Origin of the sequence: Nocardia stercoris, assembly GCF_003696265.1 — a bacterium.
Taxonomy (GTDB): Bacteria; Actinomycetota; Actinomycetes; order Mycobacteriales; family Mycobacteriaceae; genus Nocardia; species Nocardia stercoris.
The window spans coordinates 179,466-197,304 of record NZ_RFFH01000002.1; the positions used below are offsets into that span (position 1 = coordinate 179,466).

At 69.4% G+C, this 17,839-nt stretch carries 17 protein-coding genes; 10 read left to right on the forward strand and 7 right to left on the reverse strand.

All coding sequences use genetic code 11. From position 1 onward, the window contains the following. Window positions 1–40: 40 nt before the first annotated feature. The gene (locus EBN03_RS06295) at window positions 41–1,927 is read left to right on the forward strand and encodes an ABC transporter ATP-binding protein (RefSeq protein WP_122186972.1); all 1,887 of its coding nucleotides are present in this window, start codon (window positions 41–43) and stop codon (window positions 1,925–1,927) included. Between the two features lie 14 nt (window positions 1,928–1,941). Here the strand turns inward: EBN03_RS06295 and EBN03_RS06300 are convergent, their stop codons facing one another. Both EBN03_RS06300 and EBN03_RS06305 read right to left on the reverse strand, forming a co-directional pair. After that, window positions 1,942–2,379 (reverse strand): VOC family protein, encoded by a 438-nt coding sequence (locus tag EBN03_RS06300; protein ID WP_122186973.1) that lies wholly within the window; start codon window positions 2,377–2,379, stop codon window positions 1,942–1,944. 2 nt (window positions 2,380–2,381) lie between these two features. After that, complete coding sequence (locus EBN03_RS06305; RefSeq protein ID WP_122186974.1) at window positions 2,382–2,957, reverse strand: DinB family protein; 576 nt, start codon at window positions 2,955–2,957, stop codon at window positions 2,382–2,384. A 102-nt stretch (window positions 2,958–3,059) separates the two neighbouring features. On the opposite strand from EBN03_RS06305, the gene EBN03_RS06310 reads away from it, so the two are divergent. After that, window positions 3,060–4,007: a helix-turn-helix transcriptional regulator gene (locus EBN03_RS06310; protein WP_122186975.1), complete on the forward strand. Its 948-nt coding sequence runs from the start codon at window positions 3,060–3,062 to the stop codon at window positions 4,005–4,007. A gap of 233 nt (window positions 4,008–4,240) precedes the next feature. Further along, complete coding sequence (locus tag EBN03_RS06315) at window positions 4,241–5,266, forward strand: phosphatidylinositol-specific phospholipase C (protein WP_122186976.1); 1,026 nt, start codon at window positions 4,241–4,243, stop codon at window positions 5,264–5,266. 31 nt (window positions 5,267–5,297) lie between these two features. Here EBN03_RS06315 and EBN03_RS06320 read toward each other — a convergent pair whose 3' ends face one another. Both EBN03_RS06320 and EBN03_RS06325 read right to left on the reverse strand, forming a co-directional pair. Continuing rightward, on the reverse strand, window positions 5,298–6,293 hold the full coding sequence (locus EBN03_RS06320) for an oxidoreductase (protein ID WP_122186977.1): 996 nt from the start codon (window positions 6,291–6,293) through the stop codon (window positions 5,298–5,300). Window positions 6,294–6,541: 248 nt separating this feature from the next. Beyond that, a complete protein-coding gene (locus EBN03_RS06325; protein ID WP_122186978.1) occupies window positions 6,542–7,348 on the reverse strand; it encodes an enoyl-CoA hydratase/isomerase family protein in 807 nt (268 codons plus the stop codon). 167 nt (window positions 7,349–7,515) lie between these two features. On the opposite strand from EBN03_RS06325, the gene EBN03_RS06330 reads away from it, so the two are divergent. Then, window positions 7,516–7,992, forward strand: coding sequence for a PaaI family thioesterase (locus EBN03_RS06330; protein ID WP_122187339.1), 477 nt, complete (start codon window positions 7,516–7,518; stop codon window positions 7,990–7,992). Window positions 7,993–8,201: 209 nt separating this feature from the next. Here the strand turns inward: EBN03_RS06330 and lon are convergent, their stop codons facing one another. After that, window positions 8,202–10,538, reverse strand: a complete 2,337-nt coding sequence (gene lon, locus EBN03_RS06335; RefSeq protein ID WP_233608243.1) for an endopeptidase La — start codon at window positions 10,536–10,538, stop codon at window positions 8,202–8,204. A gap of 197 nt (window positions 10,539–10,735) precedes the next feature. Next, entirely contained in the window at window positions 10,736–11,275 is a 540-nt protein-coding gene (locus EBN03_RS06340; protein WP_122186979.1) for a hypothetical protein, read from the reverse strand. Window positions 11,276–11,554: 279 nt separating this feature from the next. On the opposite strand from EBN03_RS06340, the gene EBN03_RS06345 reads away from it, so the two are divergent. The 6 genes from EBN03_RS06345 to EBN03_RS06370 all read left to right on the forward strand — a co-directional run bounded on the left by EBN03_RS06345 (window position 11,555) and on the right by EBN03_RS06370 (window position 16,927). Beyond that, complete coding sequence (locus EBN03_RS06345) at window positions 11,555–12,910, forward strand: hypothetical protein (protein WP_122186980.1); 1,356 nt, start codon at window positions 11,555–11,557, stop codon at window positions 12,908–12,910. 114 nt (window positions 12,911–13,024) lie between these two features. Further along, window positions 13,025–13,813: a TIGR03084 family metal-binding protein gene (locus tag EBN03_RS06350; protein ID WP_122186981.1), complete on the forward strand. Its 789-nt coding sequence runs from the start codon at window positions 13,025–13,027 to the stop codon at window positions 13,811–13,813. Window positions 13,814–14,157: 344 nt separating this feature from the next. Further along, window positions 14,158–14,502: a hypothetical protein gene (locus tag EBN03_RS06355; RefSeq protein WP_122186982.1), complete on the forward strand. Its 345-nt coding sequence runs from the start codon at window positions 14,158–14,160 to the stop codon at window positions 14,500–14,502. 36 nt (window positions 14,503–14,538) lie between these two features. Further along, the gene (gene lhgO, locus EBN03_RS06360) at window positions 14,539–15,750 is read left to right on the forward strand and encodes an L-2-hydroxyglutarate oxidase (protein WP_122186983.1); all 1,212 of its coding nucleotides are present in this window, start codon (window positions 14,539–14,541) and stop codon (window positions 15,748–15,750) included. 63 nt (window positions 15,751–15,813) lie between these two features. Further along, window positions 15,814–16,311, forward strand: coding sequence for an SRPBCC family protein (locus EBN03_RS06365; protein WP_122186984.1), 498 nt, complete (start codon window positions 15,814–15,816; stop codon window positions 16,309–16,311). Window positions 16,312–16,321: 10 nt separating this feature from the next. Beyond that, the gene (locus EBN03_RS06370) at window positions 16,322–16,927 is read left to right on the forward strand and encodes a ribonuclease H family protein (RefSeq protein WP_122186985.1); all 606 of its coding nucleotides are present in this window, start codon (window positions 16,322–16,324) and stop codon (window positions 16,925–16,927) included. A gap of 78 nt (window positions 16,928–17,005) precedes the next feature. Here the strand turns inward: EBN03_RS06370 and EBN03_RS06375 are convergent, their stop codons facing one another. Continuing rightward, window positions 17,006–17,788, reverse strand: a complete 783-nt coding sequence (locus tag EBN03_RS06375) for a hypothetical protein (RefSeq protein WP_122186986.1) — start codon at window positions 17,786–17,788, stop codon at window positions 17,006–17,008. Between the last annotated feature and the right edge of the window lie 51 nt (window positions 17,789–17,839).

Consider the following 17,839-nt stretch of genomic DNA (forward strand, 5'->3'; position numbering starts at 1 on the left):
GTGCCATGACCGAACGATGTGAGACCGGCGAGGCGCGGCGATGAGTATCGAACAGGTGGCCTGGAGCCAGATGTACCGGCAGGCCACGGCGCCGGAGCACCGCGCACTGAGCCGCGGTACGGCCGTGCGCATCCTGCGGTTCGCCGCACCACACCGCGCGCAGCTGATCGGATTTCTGCTGTTCAGCCTGGGTTCCGCGGTGCTCGCCGTGGCCAACCCGATCCTGGCCGGCCGGGTGGTCAACGACATCGTCGGGCACGCCGCGCCGCGGTCGGTGGTGGTGCTGGCGCTGATCATCGCCGCGGTCGCCGTCGCCGACGCCGCCCTCGGGCTGGTCATCCGCTGGCTGTCGGCGAAGATCGGTGAGGGCCTGATCTACGATCTGCGCACCGCCGTGTTCGACCATGTGCAGAAGATGCCGATCGCGTTCTTCACCCGCACCCGCACCGGCGCCCTGGTCAGCCGGCTCAACAGCGACGTGATCGGCGCGCAGCGCGCGTTCAGCACCACACTGTCCGGTGTGGTGAGCAATATCGTCACGCTGCTGCTCACCCTGGCCGTCATGGTGCGGCTGTCTTGGCAGATCACGCTGCTCGCGTTGATCCTGTTGCCGCTGTTCATGATTCCGGCCCGCCGCATGGGCACCCGGATCGCCGGGATCCAGCGCGAGGCCGCGCAGCTCAATGCCGCCATGAGCACCCAGATGACCGAGCGGTTCTCCGCGCCGGGCGCCACCCTGGTCAAGCTGTTCGGCCGGCCGCACCAGGAGTCGGCGGAATTCGGGCTGCGCGCGGGCCGGGTGCGCGACATCGGCATCCGGACCGCCATGGTGCAAACGACTTTCGTCACCGCGCTGACGTTGGTGTCCGCGCTGGCCATCGCGCTGGTGTACGGCCTGGGCGGCTGGTACGCGCTGCGCGGCGACATGGATGCCGGTGCGGTGGTGGCCCTTTCGCTGCTGCTGACCCGGCTCTACACCCCGCTCACCGCCCTGGCCAGTGCCCGGATCGACCTGATGTCCGCACTGGTCAGCTTCGAGCGGGTCTTCGAGATCCTCGACCTGCGCCCGCTGATCGAGGACGCGCCCGACGCGGTCGAGGTCCCCGAAGGCCCGGTGGCCCTGGAGTTCTCCGATGTGCGGTTCGGGTATCCGTCGGCGGACAAGGTCTCGCTGGCTTCGCTGGAGGATGTCGCCACGCTCGACACCCGCGGGGGAGTCGAAGTGCTGCACGGTATTTCGCTGCGCGCCGAGCCGGGGCAGATGGTGGCGCTGGTCGGTTCGTCGGGTGCCGGTAAATCGACTGTCGCCCAGCTTGTTTCACGACTCTACGACGTGGACTCCGGCTCGGTCCGGCTCAACGGCGTCGATGTGCGTGAGCTGACCGGCCGTTCGATCCAGGACGCCGTCGGCCTGGTCACCCAGGACGGGCACCTGTTCCACGACTCCATCCGGGGCAACCTGGAACTGGCCCGGCCCGGCGCCACCACCGAGGAACTGTGGGACGCGTTGCGCCGAGCCCGGCTCGGCGAGCTGGTCGAATCGCTGCCCGACGGCCTGGACACGGTGGTCGGCGAACGCGGCTACCGGCTCTCCGGCGGCGAACGCCAGCGGCTCACCATCGCGCGCCTGCTGCTCAAGCAGCCGCGGCTGGTGATCCTCGACGAGGCTACTGCCGCACTGGATTCCACCAACGAGGCCGCCGTGCAGGAGGCCCTGGGCGAGGCACTCGAGGGCCGCACCGCGCTGGTCATCGCACACCGCCTGTCGACGGTCCGCAATGCCGACCAGATCCTCGTGGTGGAGGACGGCCGGGTGGTCGAGCGCGGTACCCACCTCGACCTGCTGGCCGCCGGCGGTCGCTACACCGAGCTGTACACCACCCAGTTCGCCGATTCACCGGCCCCCGCACCGGCGGTCGTGGACTGACCGCCGCCGGGCCTTCAGTCCAGACAGAACTCGTTGCCCTCCGGATCGGCCATCACGATGTGGCCGAAACCCATCGGGGGAGCGGGTTCGTACCGGGTCAGGCGGGCGGCGCCCAAGGCGACGAGCCGGGCGGCCTCGGCTTCCAGGGCGTCCATCCGGGCGTCGTCCCGCAGGCCGGGTGCGGCCCGGATGTCCAGGTGCACCCGGTTCTTGACCTGTTTGGGTTCGGGGACGCGCTGGAAGAACACCCGCGGCCCGGCACCGGACGGGTCGACCACGGCCGAGGCGTCGTTGCGCCGCTCCGGCGGGACACCCATGGCGTCGAGGGCCTGCTCCCACGATTCGAATCCGGGTGGCGGCCCCTGCACCTGGTAGCCGAGCGCCTCGGCCCAGAATTCCGCCAGCGCAGCGGGATCGGCGCAATCGAGTGTGATCTGTACGACGCGAGCCACGGTCAGTTCTCCTTCGAGCGGTCGGTGTGCAGGTAGAGGTCGCGCAGCAGACAGACCTCGGCGAGATGGTGGATCAGTTCCCGATTGATATTGAGCACCAAACTACCCAGCGGCCGACCGGCGAACGGGCCCTCCGCGTCGCCGCACGCGCGGGTCAGGCCGGCGTCGCCCAGCGATTCCACCCCGGCCTGCCAGGCGGCGTACTCGGCGTCGAGCTGGGCGAGTGCCCCGGCGGCCGTGGGGGCGTAGTCGAAGGACAGGTAGTCGGTGGGGGTGCGGCCGAAGTGCGCCGCGTTGCGCATCGCGAGTCCGCCGACGACGACATGGGCCAGGCGCCAGGCGATGGTGGTGAACGGCGCCGGTTCCGGTGCGGGATAAGCGAAGTCGACGGTCATCGCACCGGCGCCGCCCTGGATCGGCGCGGTGCCGGTGCCGCGCGGGCGGACGTTCCAGCAACCGGGGACCGGTTCCCGGAAGTATTCGGCGTCGGTGAGGCCGTCGAGACGAGGGCGGAGCTGGGTGTCCCAGTGCCAGGACAGTTGCTCACGTAGCAGCTCGTTCCAGGTCTGGTCGGTCATGCGGTACCTCCTTGTCCGTGCCGGGCGCCTGACCCGGTCATGAACGCAGCCTGTCCTGGATTGCGGACAGTTTCGTTCCGTGATCCGTGAAATCATGGAACCGTGTCCGTCGAAGCGACCACCGAACGCGTGCTGCGGCTGCTGTCGCTGCTGCAGCGCCGGGCGTCCTGGACCGCGAGCGATCTGGCCGCCGAGCTGGGTGTCACCGACCGCTCGGTGCGGCGGGATGTGGAACGGTTGCGGGCGGTCGGCTATCCCGTGCACGCGAGCCCAGGGGTCGGCGGGGGCTATCAGCTGGGTGCGGGCACCCGGCTGCCCCCGCTGCTGTTCGACGACGAGGAGGCGATCGCGACCGCGGTCTCGCTGCGCCTGGCCTCCGGCGGCACCGTCGCGGGCCTCGGCGAACCGGCCCTGCGCGCCCTGACGAAACTCGACCAGGTGATGCCGCCGCGCCTGCGGGCCGAGGTGCGAGCGGTCGCGACCGCGACCGAGTCGCTCACCGACACCGGCACCGGCATCGACACCGACCTGCTGATGACCTTGGCCCGCGCCTGCCGCGACACCGTGCTGGTCCGCTTCGGCTATCCCGGCCGCGACGGCACCGCCGAGCGCACGGTCGAACCGATTCGCATGGTGGCCACCAGTAATCGCTGGTACCTGATGGCGTGGGATCGCGACCGGGCCGATTGGCGCACCTTCCGCCTGGACCGCATGCGCGACACCGTCCCCACCACCTTTCGCTTCCGTCCGCGCGCGCACCCGGACCCGCTCACCTACGTCCAGCAGTCGGTGGCCGCCGCCCCCTATCGGCACGTGGCACGGATCCGGCTCCAGGCCGCGGCCGAGACCGTCCGCCGCATGGTCCCGCCACAGGTAGGCCACGTCGAAGACGATCGGGACGGCTGGTGTGTGCTGGTCGTGGCCGCCGACGATCTGGAGCGGATCGCCGCCCACATCGCGCTCCTGGGCTTTCCCGCGCAGGTGCTGGAACCGCCGGAGCTGCGCGAGGCCGCGGCGCGACTGGCCACCCGGCTCAGCGCACTGGGCTAGACGCTCGTGGATCACAGTGCGGGACAGCATGTTCGCCTGCCCCGCACGGCCGATCTTCAGACCAGGTGCTCGCACAGCCAGGTCACCAGCATGGGGATCACCTCGGGCCGCCGGAGCCGCTGAGCCTTCGGCCACCGGCATCACCCGGCCGAATCGCGCAATCGACCACATGTGGACGCCTGCCCAGATTAGGCTGCCCCGATCGTCATCGACCTAGCACACCGGGACTGCATATGGATCTGAGCCGCCGAGAGTTCACGCGCACCACACTGGTTTCCGCCCTGGCGGTCGGGCTGGGTTCAGCTGCCCTCGGCTCGGCGCAGGCGCGGCCGGTGCATCGGGCGGTCGGTGCGCCGCAGGGCTGGATGGCGGCGCTGCCGGATGCGACTTCGATGCTGCGGCTCACGATTCCCGGAACCCACGACTCGTGCTGCACCAGCGCGTTGAACGGCACCCCGTGGGCGCAGACCCAGAACTGGACGCTGCCACAGCAATTCGCGCAGGGCATCCGGTTCCTCGATATCCGGTGCAACGGAATGCCCGGCAGTACGGACACTTTCGGGATCTACCACGGCGGCTTCTACCAGGGCATCACCTTCGACACGGTGCTCGACCAGTGCCGGGCCTTCCTCGCCGCCGATCCCGGTGAGGTGCTGATCATGCGGGTGAAGAAGGAGAACGGCACCAGCAACGACGTCGGCGCGAACTTCGCGCAGATCTTCGACGGCTACCTGGGCGCGAAGGGTTACGGTCCACTGTTCTTCACACAGAACCGGATGCCCACCCTCGGCGAGGCCCGCGGCAAGATCGTGCTGATCGCCCAGTTCGCCAATTCGCTGCCCTGCCTGCAGTGGCCGGGCGGGGACAACGGAGTACTGCTCAGCGACCACTTCTATCTCCAGGACCACTACCAGAGCGCCGGACTGGCCGGGCTCGAATCCGGTTCGGTGGGAACAGGTTCCGCCGGTTCGTCGTCACCGGTGGGCCTCGGCTCCTCCGGCGGCGACAAGTTCGATTACGTCCGAGCGTGTTTCGACAAGGCCGCGGCCGACCCGAACAACACGCTGCAGTACATCAACTTCACCAGCTTCGCCGACGACGCCTGGCCGCTGGACAACGCCGCCGCGATCATGCCGAAGGTGCAGGCGTACCTGACTGCCAACCAGGCCACGCCCGCGCACTACGGCATCGTGCCGATGGACTTCCCGGACCTGCACCCGGCCGTGCTCAGCCTGCTGTTGAACAAGAACTTCGGCTAGCCCTTCCGGGCCGCGGTGCCCCGACCTCGGCTCAGAACGCGCCGGCGACCCGCAGTACCGTGCGCCCGGAGTGCTTGCCGGAGTGGATGTCTCGCAGCACCGCCGCCACCTCGGTGACCGGCGCCTCGTTCGCCAGTCGGTCCAGATGTCGCGGCTTCAGGTCCGCGCCGAGCCGGGTCCACAGCGCCCGCCGCCGCGCGATCGGGAACTGCACCGAATCGATGCCGAGCAGCGAGACGCCACGCAGGATGAAGGGCAGCACCGTGGTCGGCACCGCGGCACCACCGGTCAGGCCGCTGGCCGCGACCGCGCCGCCGTACTTGACGGCCGACAGCACCCAGGCCAGCGAGGTGCCGCCCACACTGTCCACCGCGCCGGCCCAGACCGCCTTGCCCAGGGGGCGCAGCTTCGCGTCCGGGTCCTCGGGCAGCCGCCCGATCACCCGGCTCGCCCCGAGTTCGGTGAGCAGATCACCGGCGTCGGATTTGCCGGTGGAGGCGACGACCTCGAATCCGAGCCCGGCGAGCAGGTCGACGGCGACGGTCCCGACGCCGCCGGTCGCGCCGGTAACCAGCACCGGACCGGCCTCGGGCGTGAGGCCGTGGTCGAGCAGGGCGGCCACGCTCATGGCCGCGGTGAAGCCCGCGGTGCCGAGCGTCGCGGCGTCCCGCGGGGTCAGGCCGTCCAGCTTCACCACCCAGCCGGCCGGCACCCGTGCGTATTCGGCGTACCCACCGTGGTGCGCGACCCCGATGTCGTAGCCGTGCGCGATCACCAGATCGCCGGGCGCGAACTGCGGATCCTGCGATTCGACCACCTCGCCGGACAGGTCGATCCCGGGGACGATCGGGTACTCGCGCACCACCCCGCCACCCCGGGTGACGGCCAGACCGTCCTTGTAGTTCGCACTCGAGTAGTGCACCTTGATCGTGACCGTGCCGGTCCCGAGGAAGTCGTCGCCGACCTTCTCCCGGGCCAGCACCACGTCGTCTCCGGCTTCGCGCGCGACCATCGCCCAGAACTGCATGGCTCACCCTAACCAGACGAGGGCCGCCGCACTACGGTGCCGCGCAGTGGATCGCTGAGCGGCCGCACTGTCGCTGCACCGCAGTCCGATTCGCGGCTGCCGGATGTGTACCGGTTTTCCGCCCTCGACTTCACTGTCCGGTAGGCGTTCCCGGTTCCTTTCGGCCGCGCTCGGTCCGGTGGCGGTCGCGACCGCGCGCCACTCGCGGCGTAAAGCCCTGCGGCAGTGACCGATCGGCCGACGCCCGGCTAGTGCCGACCCGCGGCCGAGTGGCCGAAGTTCGGGGTGCGCTTGTTCAGGAAGGCGTCGATACCCTCACGGCCGTCCGGGGATTCGGCCGCGTGGATGATGAACGACGCTTCCCGGGTCAGCTGCTCCTCGAGCGTGTGACTGGAGCTGACCAGCAGCAGCTTCTTGACATTCGCGTTGGCGACCTGGGAGCCGGCGGCGAAGGTTTCGGCCAGTTCGTCCACGGTCGCGGCGAGGTCGGCGGCGGGGACCACCCGGTGCAGCAGACCCCAGTCCAGCGCCTCGGCGGCGGACAGCACGCGGTTGGTGAACATCAGGTCCTGAGTGCGGCGCAGGCCGATCAGCCGCGGCAGGTAGTACGAGGCGCCGACGTCGGGGCTCAGGCCCGCGCGGGTGTAGGCCATGGTGAAGGAGGCGGTGTCGGCGGCGACCACCAGATCGCCGGCCATGGCCAGGCTGAACCCGGCGCCCGCGGCCACGCCGTTGACCGCGGTGATCAGCAGCGCGTCCATCCGGCCGAACGACGACACGGCATCGTTCAGGTCGTCGGTCAGCGCCTTCAGGTGCTCGCCGACGTCGGTGCCGGCCGCGGCCATGGCCTTCAGATCGCCTCCGGCACAGAAGAACCGGCCGCTCCCGGTGAGCACCACGACCTTCAGTTCGGGGTCGTCGGCGCAGTAGGACGCCACCTGGCCGAGCTCGCGGCCGAGCTCCCGATCCAGGCCGTTGGCGGCCTCGGGACGGTTCAGGGTGATCCGGGCCACCGGCCCGGATCGGTCGACGGTGATCGTCCGGAACTCGTTCATAGGAAACCTCTCGCCCGTACCTGCGGCATTACATGATCACTTCCAGCATCGCAGATCCGGCGGTCCGGCGAATCACCCATGCGAATCACGGATCGCGGCGTCCGGATGCCCGTCGCGATGGCTACCGTGGGCCGCACGCGCTGCACCCGACCACCTTGGAGCGACTGATGAACATCGCGAAGTTCGACCTCGACCTGGCCCGTTCGGTACTGGCCGCGCAGCCGTTCAGCAATCTGCTCGGCGCCCGCCTGGCCGCGTTCGGCCGCGACCAGGGCGCCGTGCTGGAGATCCCGATCCGCGAGGACCTGCGCCAGCAGTTCGGCTATGTCCACGGCGGTGTGCTGTCCTACGCCGCCGACAACGCCCTCACCTACGCCGGTGCCACGGTCCTCGGCCCGAACGTGCTGACCGGCGGTTTCACCATCACCTATCTTCGGCCCGCCGACGGCAAGCTGCTGAGCGCGGAGGCCCGCGTCGTAGGCGCCACCCGCCGCCAAGCGGTGTGCGAATGTTCGATCTATGCCGTCCCGGAGAGCGGCGACCCGGTGCTGTGCGCGGTGGCGCAGGGGACGATCCGCGCCGTCGACCGCGACCTGCCCGGCACGGACGCACCAGAACCGGGACCCGGTATCGCGGACGCCTGACGACCGGCACACCGCCGAAGCCCGGCCACCACCGGACTCCGGCCGACCTGATCGCGGCCGCAGGGCATCCCAGCGGGCCCGTGATCGGTTAGTGCCCAGCCTCTCCGCGCCGATCCGGCCCGGAAACGGCGAGGGACCGGGTGCGTGTGCACCCGGCCCCTTGAGCACCCGATCGGACGGTGACGAGCGCGCCCGATCGGGGCCGACCCTTACGCGGTGGCCGCCAGCGGTCCCGCGTAAGCCGGTTCGGCCACCGGCTCGATGGCGTAGGCGAGGATCTCGGCCACGTCGGCGATGGGTCGCACATCCAGCGCTTCCAGCACTTCGGCGGGGACGTCGTCCAAATCCGGCTCGTTGCGGGCCGGGATGAACACCGTCTTCAGGCCGTTGCGCTGGGCGGCGAGCAGCTTCTGCTTGACGCCGCCGATCGGCAGGACGCGGCCGTTCAGCGTGACCTCACCGGTCATACCGACATCCGCGCGCACCTGCCGGCCCAGGGCCAGCGACACCAGCGCGGTCACCATGGTGACGCCCGCCGACGGTCCGTCCTTGGGCACCGCGCCCGCCGGGAAGTGGATGTGGATATTGCGATCCAGCACGCTCGGCTCGATCCCGATCTCCTCCAGGTGCGAGCGGACGTAGGTCAGCGCGATCTGCGCCGATTCCTTCATCACGTCGCCCAGCTGACCGGTGAGGGTCAGGGAGCGCTCACCCTCGGCGGCGTTGGCCTCGATGTAGAGGACGTCACCGCCGGCACCGGTCACCGCGAGCCCGGTGGCCACACCCGGCACAGCGGTGCGTTCCACTCCGTCGGGGGTGAACCGCGGCCGGCCCAGGTACTCCTTCAGGTCGCCCAAACCGATGTCAAGCGACACGCGGTTGGTTTCCCGTGAAACATTTTCGTCGTAACCCAGGTCTTCGTCGTAGCCCAGCGTGGCCTGCTCGGACAGCTTGGTCGCCGCCTTGCGCAGGGCCTTGGCGATGAACCGTTCCATCTGCCGCACCCCGGCCTCGCGGGTGTAGTTCGCCGCGATCTCGCGCAGCGCCGCGTCCGAGATGGTGACCTCGTCGCTGGTCAGCGCGTTGCGTTCCAACTGCCGCGGCACCAGGTAGTCGCGGGCGATGGCCACCTTGTCGGCCTCGGTGTACCCGTCGATGGTGATCAGTTCCATCCGGTCCAGCAGCGGGCCGGGGATGGTCTCCATGACGTTCGCGGTCGCGATGAACAGCACATCGGACAGGTCCAGATCCAGGTCCAGGTAGTGGTCACGGAACGTGTGGTTCTGCGCCGGGTCCAGCACCTCGAGCAACGCCGCCGCCGGGTCGCCCCGGAAGTCGGAGCCGACCTTGTCGATCTCGTCCAGCAGCACAACGGGATTCATCGAGCCGGCCTCCTTGATCGCCCGCACGATGCGACCGGGCAGCGCGCCGACGTAGGTGCGCCGGTGCCCGCGGATCTCGGCCTCGTCCCGCACGCCACCCAGGGCGACGCGCACGAACTTGCGGCCCAGTGCCCGCGCGACACTCTCACCCAGCGAGGTCTTACCGACACCGGGCGGGCCGACCAGCACCATCACCGCGCCGGAGCCGCGGCCACCCACGACCTCCAGACCCCGCGACGCCCGCCGGGCACGCACCGCCAGGTACTCGACCATGCGGTCCTTGACCTCGTCCAGACCGTGGTGGTCGGCGTCCAGCACCGCGCGCGCGGCCGCGACATCGGTGGAGTCGGTGGTCTTCGCGGTCCACGGCAGGTCCAGCACGGTGTCCAGCCAGGTCCGGATCCAGCCGGCCTCGGGACTCTGGTCGCTGCCGCGTTCGAGCCGGTCCACCTCGCGCAGTGCGGCGGTGCGCACGGCGTCGGGCAGATCGGCGTTCTCGACCCGGGTGCGGTAGTCCTCGGCGCCGTCGGGCTCGTTCTCGCCCAGCTCTTTTCGAATGGCGTTGAGCTGCTGGCGCAGCAGGTATTCCCGCTGGGTCTTCTCGACACCCTCGCGGACGTCCTCGCTGATCTTCTCGGTGACCTCGACCTCGGCGATGTGGTCGCGGGTCCAGCCGATCAGGGTGGTCAGCCGCGCGGCCACGTCGGGCGTGTCGAGCAGCTGCCGCTTCTGATCGTTGGTCAGCCAGGACGCGTAACCGGCGGTGTCGGCGAGTGCCGACGGCTCGCTCAGCTGGTTGACCGCGTCGATGACCTGCCACGCCTCGCGGCGCTGCAGGACGGAGACGACGAGCTTCTTGTATTCGGCGGCAAGGTCTTTCGTGGGCCCGTCGGCCGGCGCGATGTCGACCGGTTCGGCCTCGACCCACAGCGCGGCACCCGGGCCGGTCACGCCGTGACCGATCTTGGCGCGGCGTTCGGCCTTCAGGACGGCGGCCGGTGCGCCGCCGCGCAACCGTCCGACCTGTTCGATGGTGGCGACCACACCGTAGGAGGCGTAGCCCTCGGTCAGCCGGGGAGCGACGAGCACGGCGTCCAGGCCGCCGGCCCGTGCGGCATCGATGGCCGCCCGCGCCGCCTCGTCGAGTTCGACCGGCACGACCATGCCGGGCAGCACGATGGGGTCGGTCAGGAACAGCACCGGCAGGTTCTGTGACGTACTCACAGGTTCAGCCCCTTCCAAAGTTGAGCGTTACCTACTCAACCTGGGGGCATCCCCGTTTGTTTCCGCTCGCCGTTCACCCTGGGAGAACAGCCGCGACCCGCTCGCCGCCGGCGGGCGGCGAGCGGAATCATCGGCCGTCAGCTCGCCGGCGCGGCCGAGGTGGTCGTGGCGGGCTCGGTCGTCGGGGCCGGTGCCGAGGTCGTGGCCGGGTCGCTGCTCACGGCCGGACTGGTGGACACCGGAGTGCTGGGCGCGGCCGAGGTGGTGTCGGCCGGCGGCGCGTCAGCGGGCGGGGCGTCGGCCGGGGGTGCGTCGGCGGGCGGCGCGTCAGCGGGCGGCGGCACCTCGGGGGCACCGGCTGCCGGCGGCGGGTTGCCGGCCGGCGGCGCGGGCGCCGGGTTGCCACCGTCACCCGGGGTCTGCGTGTCGGCCGGGGGAGCCGAGCCGTCGTCCGTCGCACCGTCGCCGGCGACCGGCATAGCGGCCGGAACCTGGGCACCGGCGGGCGCCTGCAGCGGATTCGGCGGTGCCACCGAAGCACTCGCGGCGGCGATCGAGGTCGCCGTGACCGGCGACGGGTGCGCGGGCGTGGTCGACGCCGGCTTCGTCCCCTGGCCACACGCCATGGCCAGAGCCGCCATCGCAATGGCCGCCGTCGTGATGACGATCTGTTTCATGTGTGGAGCGCCTTTCTGCGAACAGGTCGGGCACAATGATTGCCGGGAATGAACCGGCGGGTACGACGCGCGATCCTAACCGGTCGAGACCCATTGCCCAGAAGCGAATTCCGAAAGATTCACCGCAGTTGCCGACAGAACGCCCATAGTGCTCCAAACCGGCGGCAGAACGCCGATCCGGACGCCGAATGGTAAATCGGTCGAATGTTTGACACCGGCGACGACCAGGCAGAATGATGGACACCCACAGAGCCGGCGCAGTACCGAGGGGGCAGCACGATGACAACACTCGCCGGTGGCCTGTTCCTGGATTGGGAGCATCTCACCGGCCAGTCCAAGTTGGTCGTGGACCTGATCTCGTTTCCGATCTTCAGCGCCGCCGCCGGTCTGCTCACCAACTGGACCGGCGTCATCATGTTGATCTGGCCGCTGTATTTCAAAGGCTTCTACGTTCCCGGGCTCCGGGTGCTCTATCCGTATCTCCCACGGCGAGTTCAGGTGCTGCCGATTTTCTCGACCGATGCCTCCCGGCTCGGATTTCAGGGCTTCATCCCAGCCCGCGCGGAGAAAATGGCGAGTATCTGTGTCGATGTCGCGATCATGCGGATCGGCAGCCCGAAGGATTTCATCGAGGAACTCGACCTCGACTCGATCGCCGACCATATTGCCGACGCGATCTCCGAACAGGTGCAGCCCACGGTCGATCAGGTCATGATGCGGGAGAACCCGGATCTGTGGCGCGCGGTGCCCCGGCAGGCCCGCCAGCTGCTCTACCAGCGGGTGCAGCGCGAGCTGCCGGCCTTGGCGCGCAAGTCCTTTCGGCAGCTGGGCGACAATGTCGATCAGCTGATCGACATCAAGCAGTTCGTCATCCGGTATCTGCAGCAGTATCCGGAGATCCTCAAGGATCTGCTCACCACCATCGCGGCACCGGAACTGCGGTTCATGGTGCGCATCGGCCTGCTCGGCGCGCCGTTCGGCGTGCTGTTGGCGTTGTATCTGCAGGTGCACCAGCACATTCCGGTGTGGGGCTGGATCCCGCCGTGGGTGATCATCCTGGTCGCGGCCGCGCTGATCGGTGTGGTGGTGAACTGGATCGCGGTGAAAGTGGTGTTCGAGCCGGGTGATCCGCAGCCGCGCTACCGATATCCGTGGAAGCAGGCACTTCTCGCCAAGCGGCAGCCGCAGGCCGCCGACGATCTCGCGCACATCCTCGCCTACGAAGTGCTGACGCTGCCGAACCTGGTCGACGAACTGCTCGACGGTCCCAACGGCGACAAGACCCGGCAGCTGCTGGAGACCCTGATCTCGGAGGAGATCCACCGGCAGCTGGGGGTCACCAAGAACGTGGTCCGGACCGTGTTCGGCGCCCGCCAGTTCGACAATCTGAAGGTGGGTGCCGCCGGGGTGGCGGTGAGCCTGGCGCCGACGGTGGTGTCGGACGAGGAGTTCGCGCGGGAGCAGGCGCACAAGATCGACGAGTTCGCGGCCCGCAAACTGCGCGATCTGAGTCCGGGTGAGTTCATGGAGATGTTCTACGCGGCCGTGGAGCAGGACGCGTGGCTGCTGTATGTGCACGGCGCGGTGCTGGGCCTGGGCGTCGGCATCATCCACCTGGTGCTTTTCGGCTGGTAGCGGGCCTGCAGCAAGAACAATCAGGCGTGCTTGCATTTTTGAGCGGGCGTTGCCATGCTGATCCGTGCGCACAACGGCGTGCGCCTTCGACACCTCTTCGCGGGCAGGACCGGTATGGCTGATCTCGACACCCTTCTCGCCGACTTCGATGCCGAGTGCGCCACCCTCGACGACCTGGTCGCGCCGCTCGCGGCCGACGACTGGGCCCGGCAGACACCGGCCGCGGGCTGGACCATCGCCCACCAGATCGGGCACCTGACCTGGACCGACGAGGTTTCCGTGCTCGCCGCCACCGATGCCGCGGCATTCACCGACCTGGTCGCCGCCGCCGCGCCGAAGGCGCTCACCTTCGTCGACGAGGCCGCCGAGGAAGCCGCCACCACCCCGCCCGCCGACCTGCTGGCCCGCTGGCGCACCGGCCGCACCGATCTGGTGGCCGCACTGGCCGCCGCCCCGGCCGGCACCAAGCTGCCCTGGTTCGGGCCGCCGATGAGCCCGGCGTCGATGGTGACCGCGCGGATCATGGAGACCTGGGCGCACGGCCAGGACGTGGCCGACACCCTCGGGGTCGTGCGCGCGCCCAGCAACCGGCTGCGCCACATCGCCCACATCGGCGTACGGACCCGCAACTTCGCCTACCAGGTCCGCGGGCAGCAGCCACCGGCCGAGGAATTCCGGGTCGAACTCACCGGACCCGACGGCGACGTGTGGACCTGGGGTCCCGAAGACGCCGCGCAGCGGGTCACCGGCACCGCGGCCGACTTCTGCCTGCTGGTGACCCAGCGCCGGCATCGCGACGACCTGGCACTCACCGCGACCGGCGCCGACGCCGCGACCTGGCTGACCATCGCCCAGGCCTTCGCCGGGCCACCCGGAACCGGCCGCGACGCCGTCGGCAACTGAAACTGAACTTCCTGAACTCCCGGCTCGGGAGAAGATCAAGCGGACGGGCGCCATCTCGGTGAACCCTGCCTTGGTTGCCGACCGGGACAACGTTGGCCAGAGCCGTCGAGAAAGCAGGCGGAGTTGACACCCGCCGCGATTATTTGTTACCCGGACGGCACGTGCGGGAAACCCCGTGTTCGGCCGGAGCACGGATTCACCCGGTCACGGCCGCGACTGTGAGATGAGTCCTATTTCGGTTTAGCGGGATGTGACCGACGTCGCGACAGCGATATACACGGAGTAGAGCCTTCATCGGTGCGGGCACGAACAACTACGAAACAGGTAGTTCGAAGGGACCCACCATGTCGCAATCTCCCGCACCCCACCGCCGGACCGCCCAGATCCTGCAGCACGGCGCCATTGTCGTAGCCGGAATGTCGAGCGTGGGCTTGACAGTCGCCGCGGCCACCTACGCGGTCAACTCGTCCTCGGTCGCGGCCGGGGACCGCGCCGCGAGCCGGCCCGCGGCGCCGGCCGGGCCCGGTCCGGTCGGAGTCGGCCTGCGCGCCGCGTCCTGGGCGGTACCGGCCACCGCGCCCTCCGCCGACCAGGTCGGCTTCCTGCCCGCCGGGCGGTTCGAACTCGAGGGTGTACACCACGCCTTGACGGTGCCGTTCGTCACCCTCGCACCCGACCTGGCGGCGTAAAGCCGGTCACGCGCCGAATCGTGTGAGACTGCCGGGGTGCACGACTCGAATGTCTACGACTACTGCGTGATCGGCGGCGGCATCGTCGGCCTGGCCACCGCCCATCTGCTGCTCGCCAAAAATCCGGGGGCGCGACTGCTGCTGGTGGAGAAGCAGGACCGGCCCGGGGCGCACCAGACGGGTCACAACAGCGGCGTGATCCACTCCGGCATCTATTACGAGCCCGGCAGCCTGAAGGCCCGGATGTGCCGGCGGGGTGCCAGCTGGACCAAGGAATTCGCTGCGGCACATGGCATTCCGTACGAGGAGTGCGGAAAACTGCTGGTGGCAACCGATTCAGCCGAGCATGCCCGGATGCTGGCGCTCTACGAGCGCTCGGTCCGCAACGACGTCGACGTGGAACTGCTGGATGCGCAGGAACTTCGCCGCCGTGAACCCCGGATCGACGGTGTCGGAGCGCTGTTCGTTCCCGCCACCGGCATTATCGACTACGCGCGGGTCGCGGCCGCGCTGGCCGACGAGGTGACCGCGGCCGGCGGGGAGATCCTGCTGAACACCGAGATCACTTCGATCACAGAGACTTCCGATGCGGTGACGGTCGCCGGGCCGGCCACGTCCCGGCGCGCGCGCCGGCTCGTGGTGTGCGGCGGGCTGCAGGCCGACCGGCTGGCGCGGATGGCCGGGCTACGGATTCCGTTGCGGATCATCCCGTTCCGAGGTGAGTACTACCGATTGCCGGACAGCCTTAAGGGTTTGGTGTCGACGCTGATCTACCCGATCCCGGATCCCGAGCTGCCGTTCCTCGGTGTCCACCTGAGTCCGACCATCGACGGGGAGCTCACCGTGGGCCCGAACGCCGTGCTGGGCTGGTCGCGGGAGGGCTATCGCAAGGGCAGTTTCGCGCTGCGGGACGCGCTGGAGATCGCCACCTTCCCCGGTATGCGCCGGGTCGCGCTCACGCATGCCCGCACCGGGGTGCGGGAGCTGCGCAATTCGCTGTTCAAGCGCGGTTATCTGGCGGAGTGCCGCCGCTACTGCCCGGAGCTGACCCTGGACGACCTGCTGCCGCGCACCGCGGGCATCCGGGCCCAGGCGGTGCTGCGCGACGGAACTCTGTTGCACGACTTCATGATCGAGAGCACGCCGCGTTCGGTGCACGTCCTCAATGCGCCGTCGCCGGCCGCCACCTCGGCGTTGCCGATCGCCGAGTACATCGTCGAGCGCCTGGAGTCGGCGAGCGAGCACTGATCTCGAGATTAAAGAGGAAAGGTGTAGTACTTTTGTAATAGCCGTGGGAGAAGGGGTTCACCTATGGGCCACATCAGGTACGCGAGCGATGTCGGGGCGCCCGTCGAAGTCGCGTTCACCTATACGGACAACTATCTGTTCGTACCGGACTGGATGTTCGCGATCGCCGCCTTCGAACCACTCGGCGACGCCGGACACGGTCCGGGTGCGGTCTATACCGCCACCCTGCAGGCGGGTATCTGGCACCCCACGGTCACCTGTGAGATCACGGAGTACCGCAACAACGCGGTCATCGGATACACGGTGCGCGGACGCCGGCCGGGGAAGGCGGCGTCCGCGCGGTCCGGCCGCCCGCTGGCCACCGTGACCCTTCGCTTCGATCCGCTCGGTCCGGGCAGTTCGATGCTCACGTTCGAAGCCGGCTACCCGACCCGATCGAACCGGATGCCGGCCGCTGTCACCGACTCGATCGCCCGGACCGCGGTGCGGCGCACCGAACAGCGCCTTCGCCGCCAGATCGAGGACTTCCACGGAACAGACCTTGTCGGTCGGATTGCGTAGGGTACGAACCATGATCATCGTCAGCACCGACGGATCCTGTCTGGCCAACCCCGGCGGCGCGATCGGCTGGGCCTGGGTCGATCACAGCGGACCGTCCGCCAGTGGCGGCTCGCCCTCCGGTACCAACCAGGTCGCCGAACTACGCGCGATCCTGGAGGCCATCACCGCGCACCCCAGCGCCGAACCCCTGCTCATCGAGAGCGACTCGCTCTACGCGATCAAATGCTCGTCGGAGTGGAACGCCTCCTGGCGGCTCAACGGTTGGCGGACCGCCAGCGGGGCCGCGGTGAAGAACCTGGAACTGGTGAAGAGCATCGATCAGGCCATCGCGTCGCGGCCCGGCCCGGTCCGCTTCCGCTGGGTGCGCGGCCACGTCGGCAACTACTTCAACGAGCAGGCCGACACCCTGGCCGGCGCCGCGGCCCGCGCGGCCGCGGCGGCCGCCGGTGAAATCGCGGCCGAGCCGGTTTCGAGTACCCCGGCCGAACCGGCCCGGATCACGCCGGACGAGCGGATCGCGCACACCGAGCGCGCGCGGCCCGAATCAGCCCGGCGCGCAACGATATCCGAGGAGAACACCGTCCTGGTCCCGGACGAACACCTCACCCTGTTCTGATCCCACAACCACCGAGGGCCACCACCGTTCGCACCCGCGAACAGTGGTGGCCCTCGTCAGTGGTCGGCCGCGAACCGGTTACTTCGGCGGCGCGGGGGCCGGGGCGGGCGCCGGGGCCGCGCCCGGGAGGCCGCCGGCGGGCGAGCTCTTCAGCATGTTCGCCAGCCGCGGCGACTTGAAGTCGCTGACCACCCAGTTGTCGCCCTTGTGCTCCAGGGTCGCCACCACGTCCACATCCGAGATCTGCGGTTGCGGGTCGGCGGGCTTCTGCTCCTGCTGCGAGATCAGCATGACCACCGTGGCGTGGTCGGCGTCGCCGGCCTGCCAGCCACAGTGGATCTCCGACACCGAGGACTTCACGTTCGCCTGCTGCACCAGCTCCTTGAGCGGGTCGGCGCCGGAGGCGAACTGGTCCAGCCAGGCACCCGTCGACTGGGCCTTGACCTTGGTGATGTAGTCGTCGAACTTGGCCGGGTCCCAGGTGCTGACCAGGTTGCCGAAGTCGCAGGCGGCCTGGGTGGCGCTGTCCCGGTAGGCGAGCTCGTTGCCGCGGCTGTGCGACTGGATCCCGAACACGGTGGCCAGCGTGGCCGCCCCGACCAGGACGACACCGGCCGCGAAGGCACCGCCGACGACGAGCCAGTTGGTCGGCTGCGCGTCGGAGCTCGCGGAGGCCGGAACTTCCTTCTGCTTCTCGAACTTCACCGTCGGTTCGGCCGGCTTCTCTTCGGCTTGCTCCGGTGCCGGCTGCTCCTCCGCCGGCTCGGACAGCACAGTGACAGCAGCGACGCCGTCCGCCGCCGCGTCTTCCCCGCTCGCGACGTCGATCTTTTCGGTTTTCTGGGCGTCGTCTTCAGACATGGATCTGCTACGTCACTTTCCCGGCACGCGTGCGCGCACCGTTCAGGCCGT

Bases quoted from the DNA above. Each gene is read 5' to 3' on its own strand.
- EBN03_RS06295 (WP_122186972.1), top strand. From the start codon at position 41: ATGAGTATCGAACAGGTGGCCTGGAGCCAGATGTACCGGCAGGCCACG.
- EBN03_RS06305 (WP_122186974.1), bottom strand. From the start codon at position 2,957: ATGACCGACCAGACCTGGAACGAGCTGCTACGTGAGCAACTGTCCTGG.
- EBN03_RS06315 (WP_122186976.1), top strand. From the start codon at position 4,241: ATGGATCTGAGCCGCCGAGAGTTCACGCGCACCACACTGGTTTCCGCC.
- EBN03_RS06320 (WP_122186977.1), bottom strand. From the start codon at position 6,293: ATGCAGTTCTGGGCGATGGTCGCGCGCGAAGCCGGAGACGACGTGGTG.
- EBN03_RS06325 (WP_122186978.1), bottom strand. From the start codon at position 7,348: ATGAACGAGTTCCGGACGATCACCGTCGACCGATCCGGGCCGGTGGCC.
- EBN03_RS06330 (WP_122187339.1), top strand. From the start codon at position 7,516: ATGAACATCGCGAAGTTCGACCTCGACCTGGCCCGTTCGGTACTGGCC.
- lon (WP_233608243.1), bottom strand. From the start codon at position 10,538: ATGGTCGTGCCGGTCGAACTCGACGAGGCGGCGCGGGCGGCCATCGAT.
- EBN03_RS06340 (WP_122186979.1), bottom strand. From the start codon at position 11,275: ATGAAACAGATCGTCATCACGACGGCGGCCATTGCGATGGCGGCTCTG.
- EBN03_RS06345 (WP_122186980.1), top strand. From the start codon at position 11,555: ATGACAACACTCGCCGGTGGCCTGTTCCTGGATTGGGAGCATCTCACC.
- EBN03_RS06350 (WP_122186981.1), top strand. From the start codon at position 13,025: ATGGCTGATCTCGACACCCTTCTCGCCGACTTCGATGCCGAGTGCGCC.
- EBN03_RS06355 (WP_122186982.1), top strand. From the start codon at position 14,158: ATGTCGCAATCTCCCGCACCCCACCGCCGGACCGCCCAGATCCTGCAG.
- EBN03_RS06365 (WP_122186984.1), top strand. From the start codon at position 15,814: ATGGGCCACATCAGGTACGCGAGCGATGTCGGGGCGCCCGTCGAAGTC.
- EBN03_RS06370 (WP_122186985.1), top strand. From the start codon at position 16,322: ATGATCATCGTCAGCACCGACGGATCCTGTCTGGCCAACCCCGGCGGC.
- EBN03_RS06375 (WP_122186986.1), bottom strand. From the start codon at position 17,788: ATGTCTGAAGACGACGCCCAGAAAACCGAAAAGATCGACGTCGCGAGC.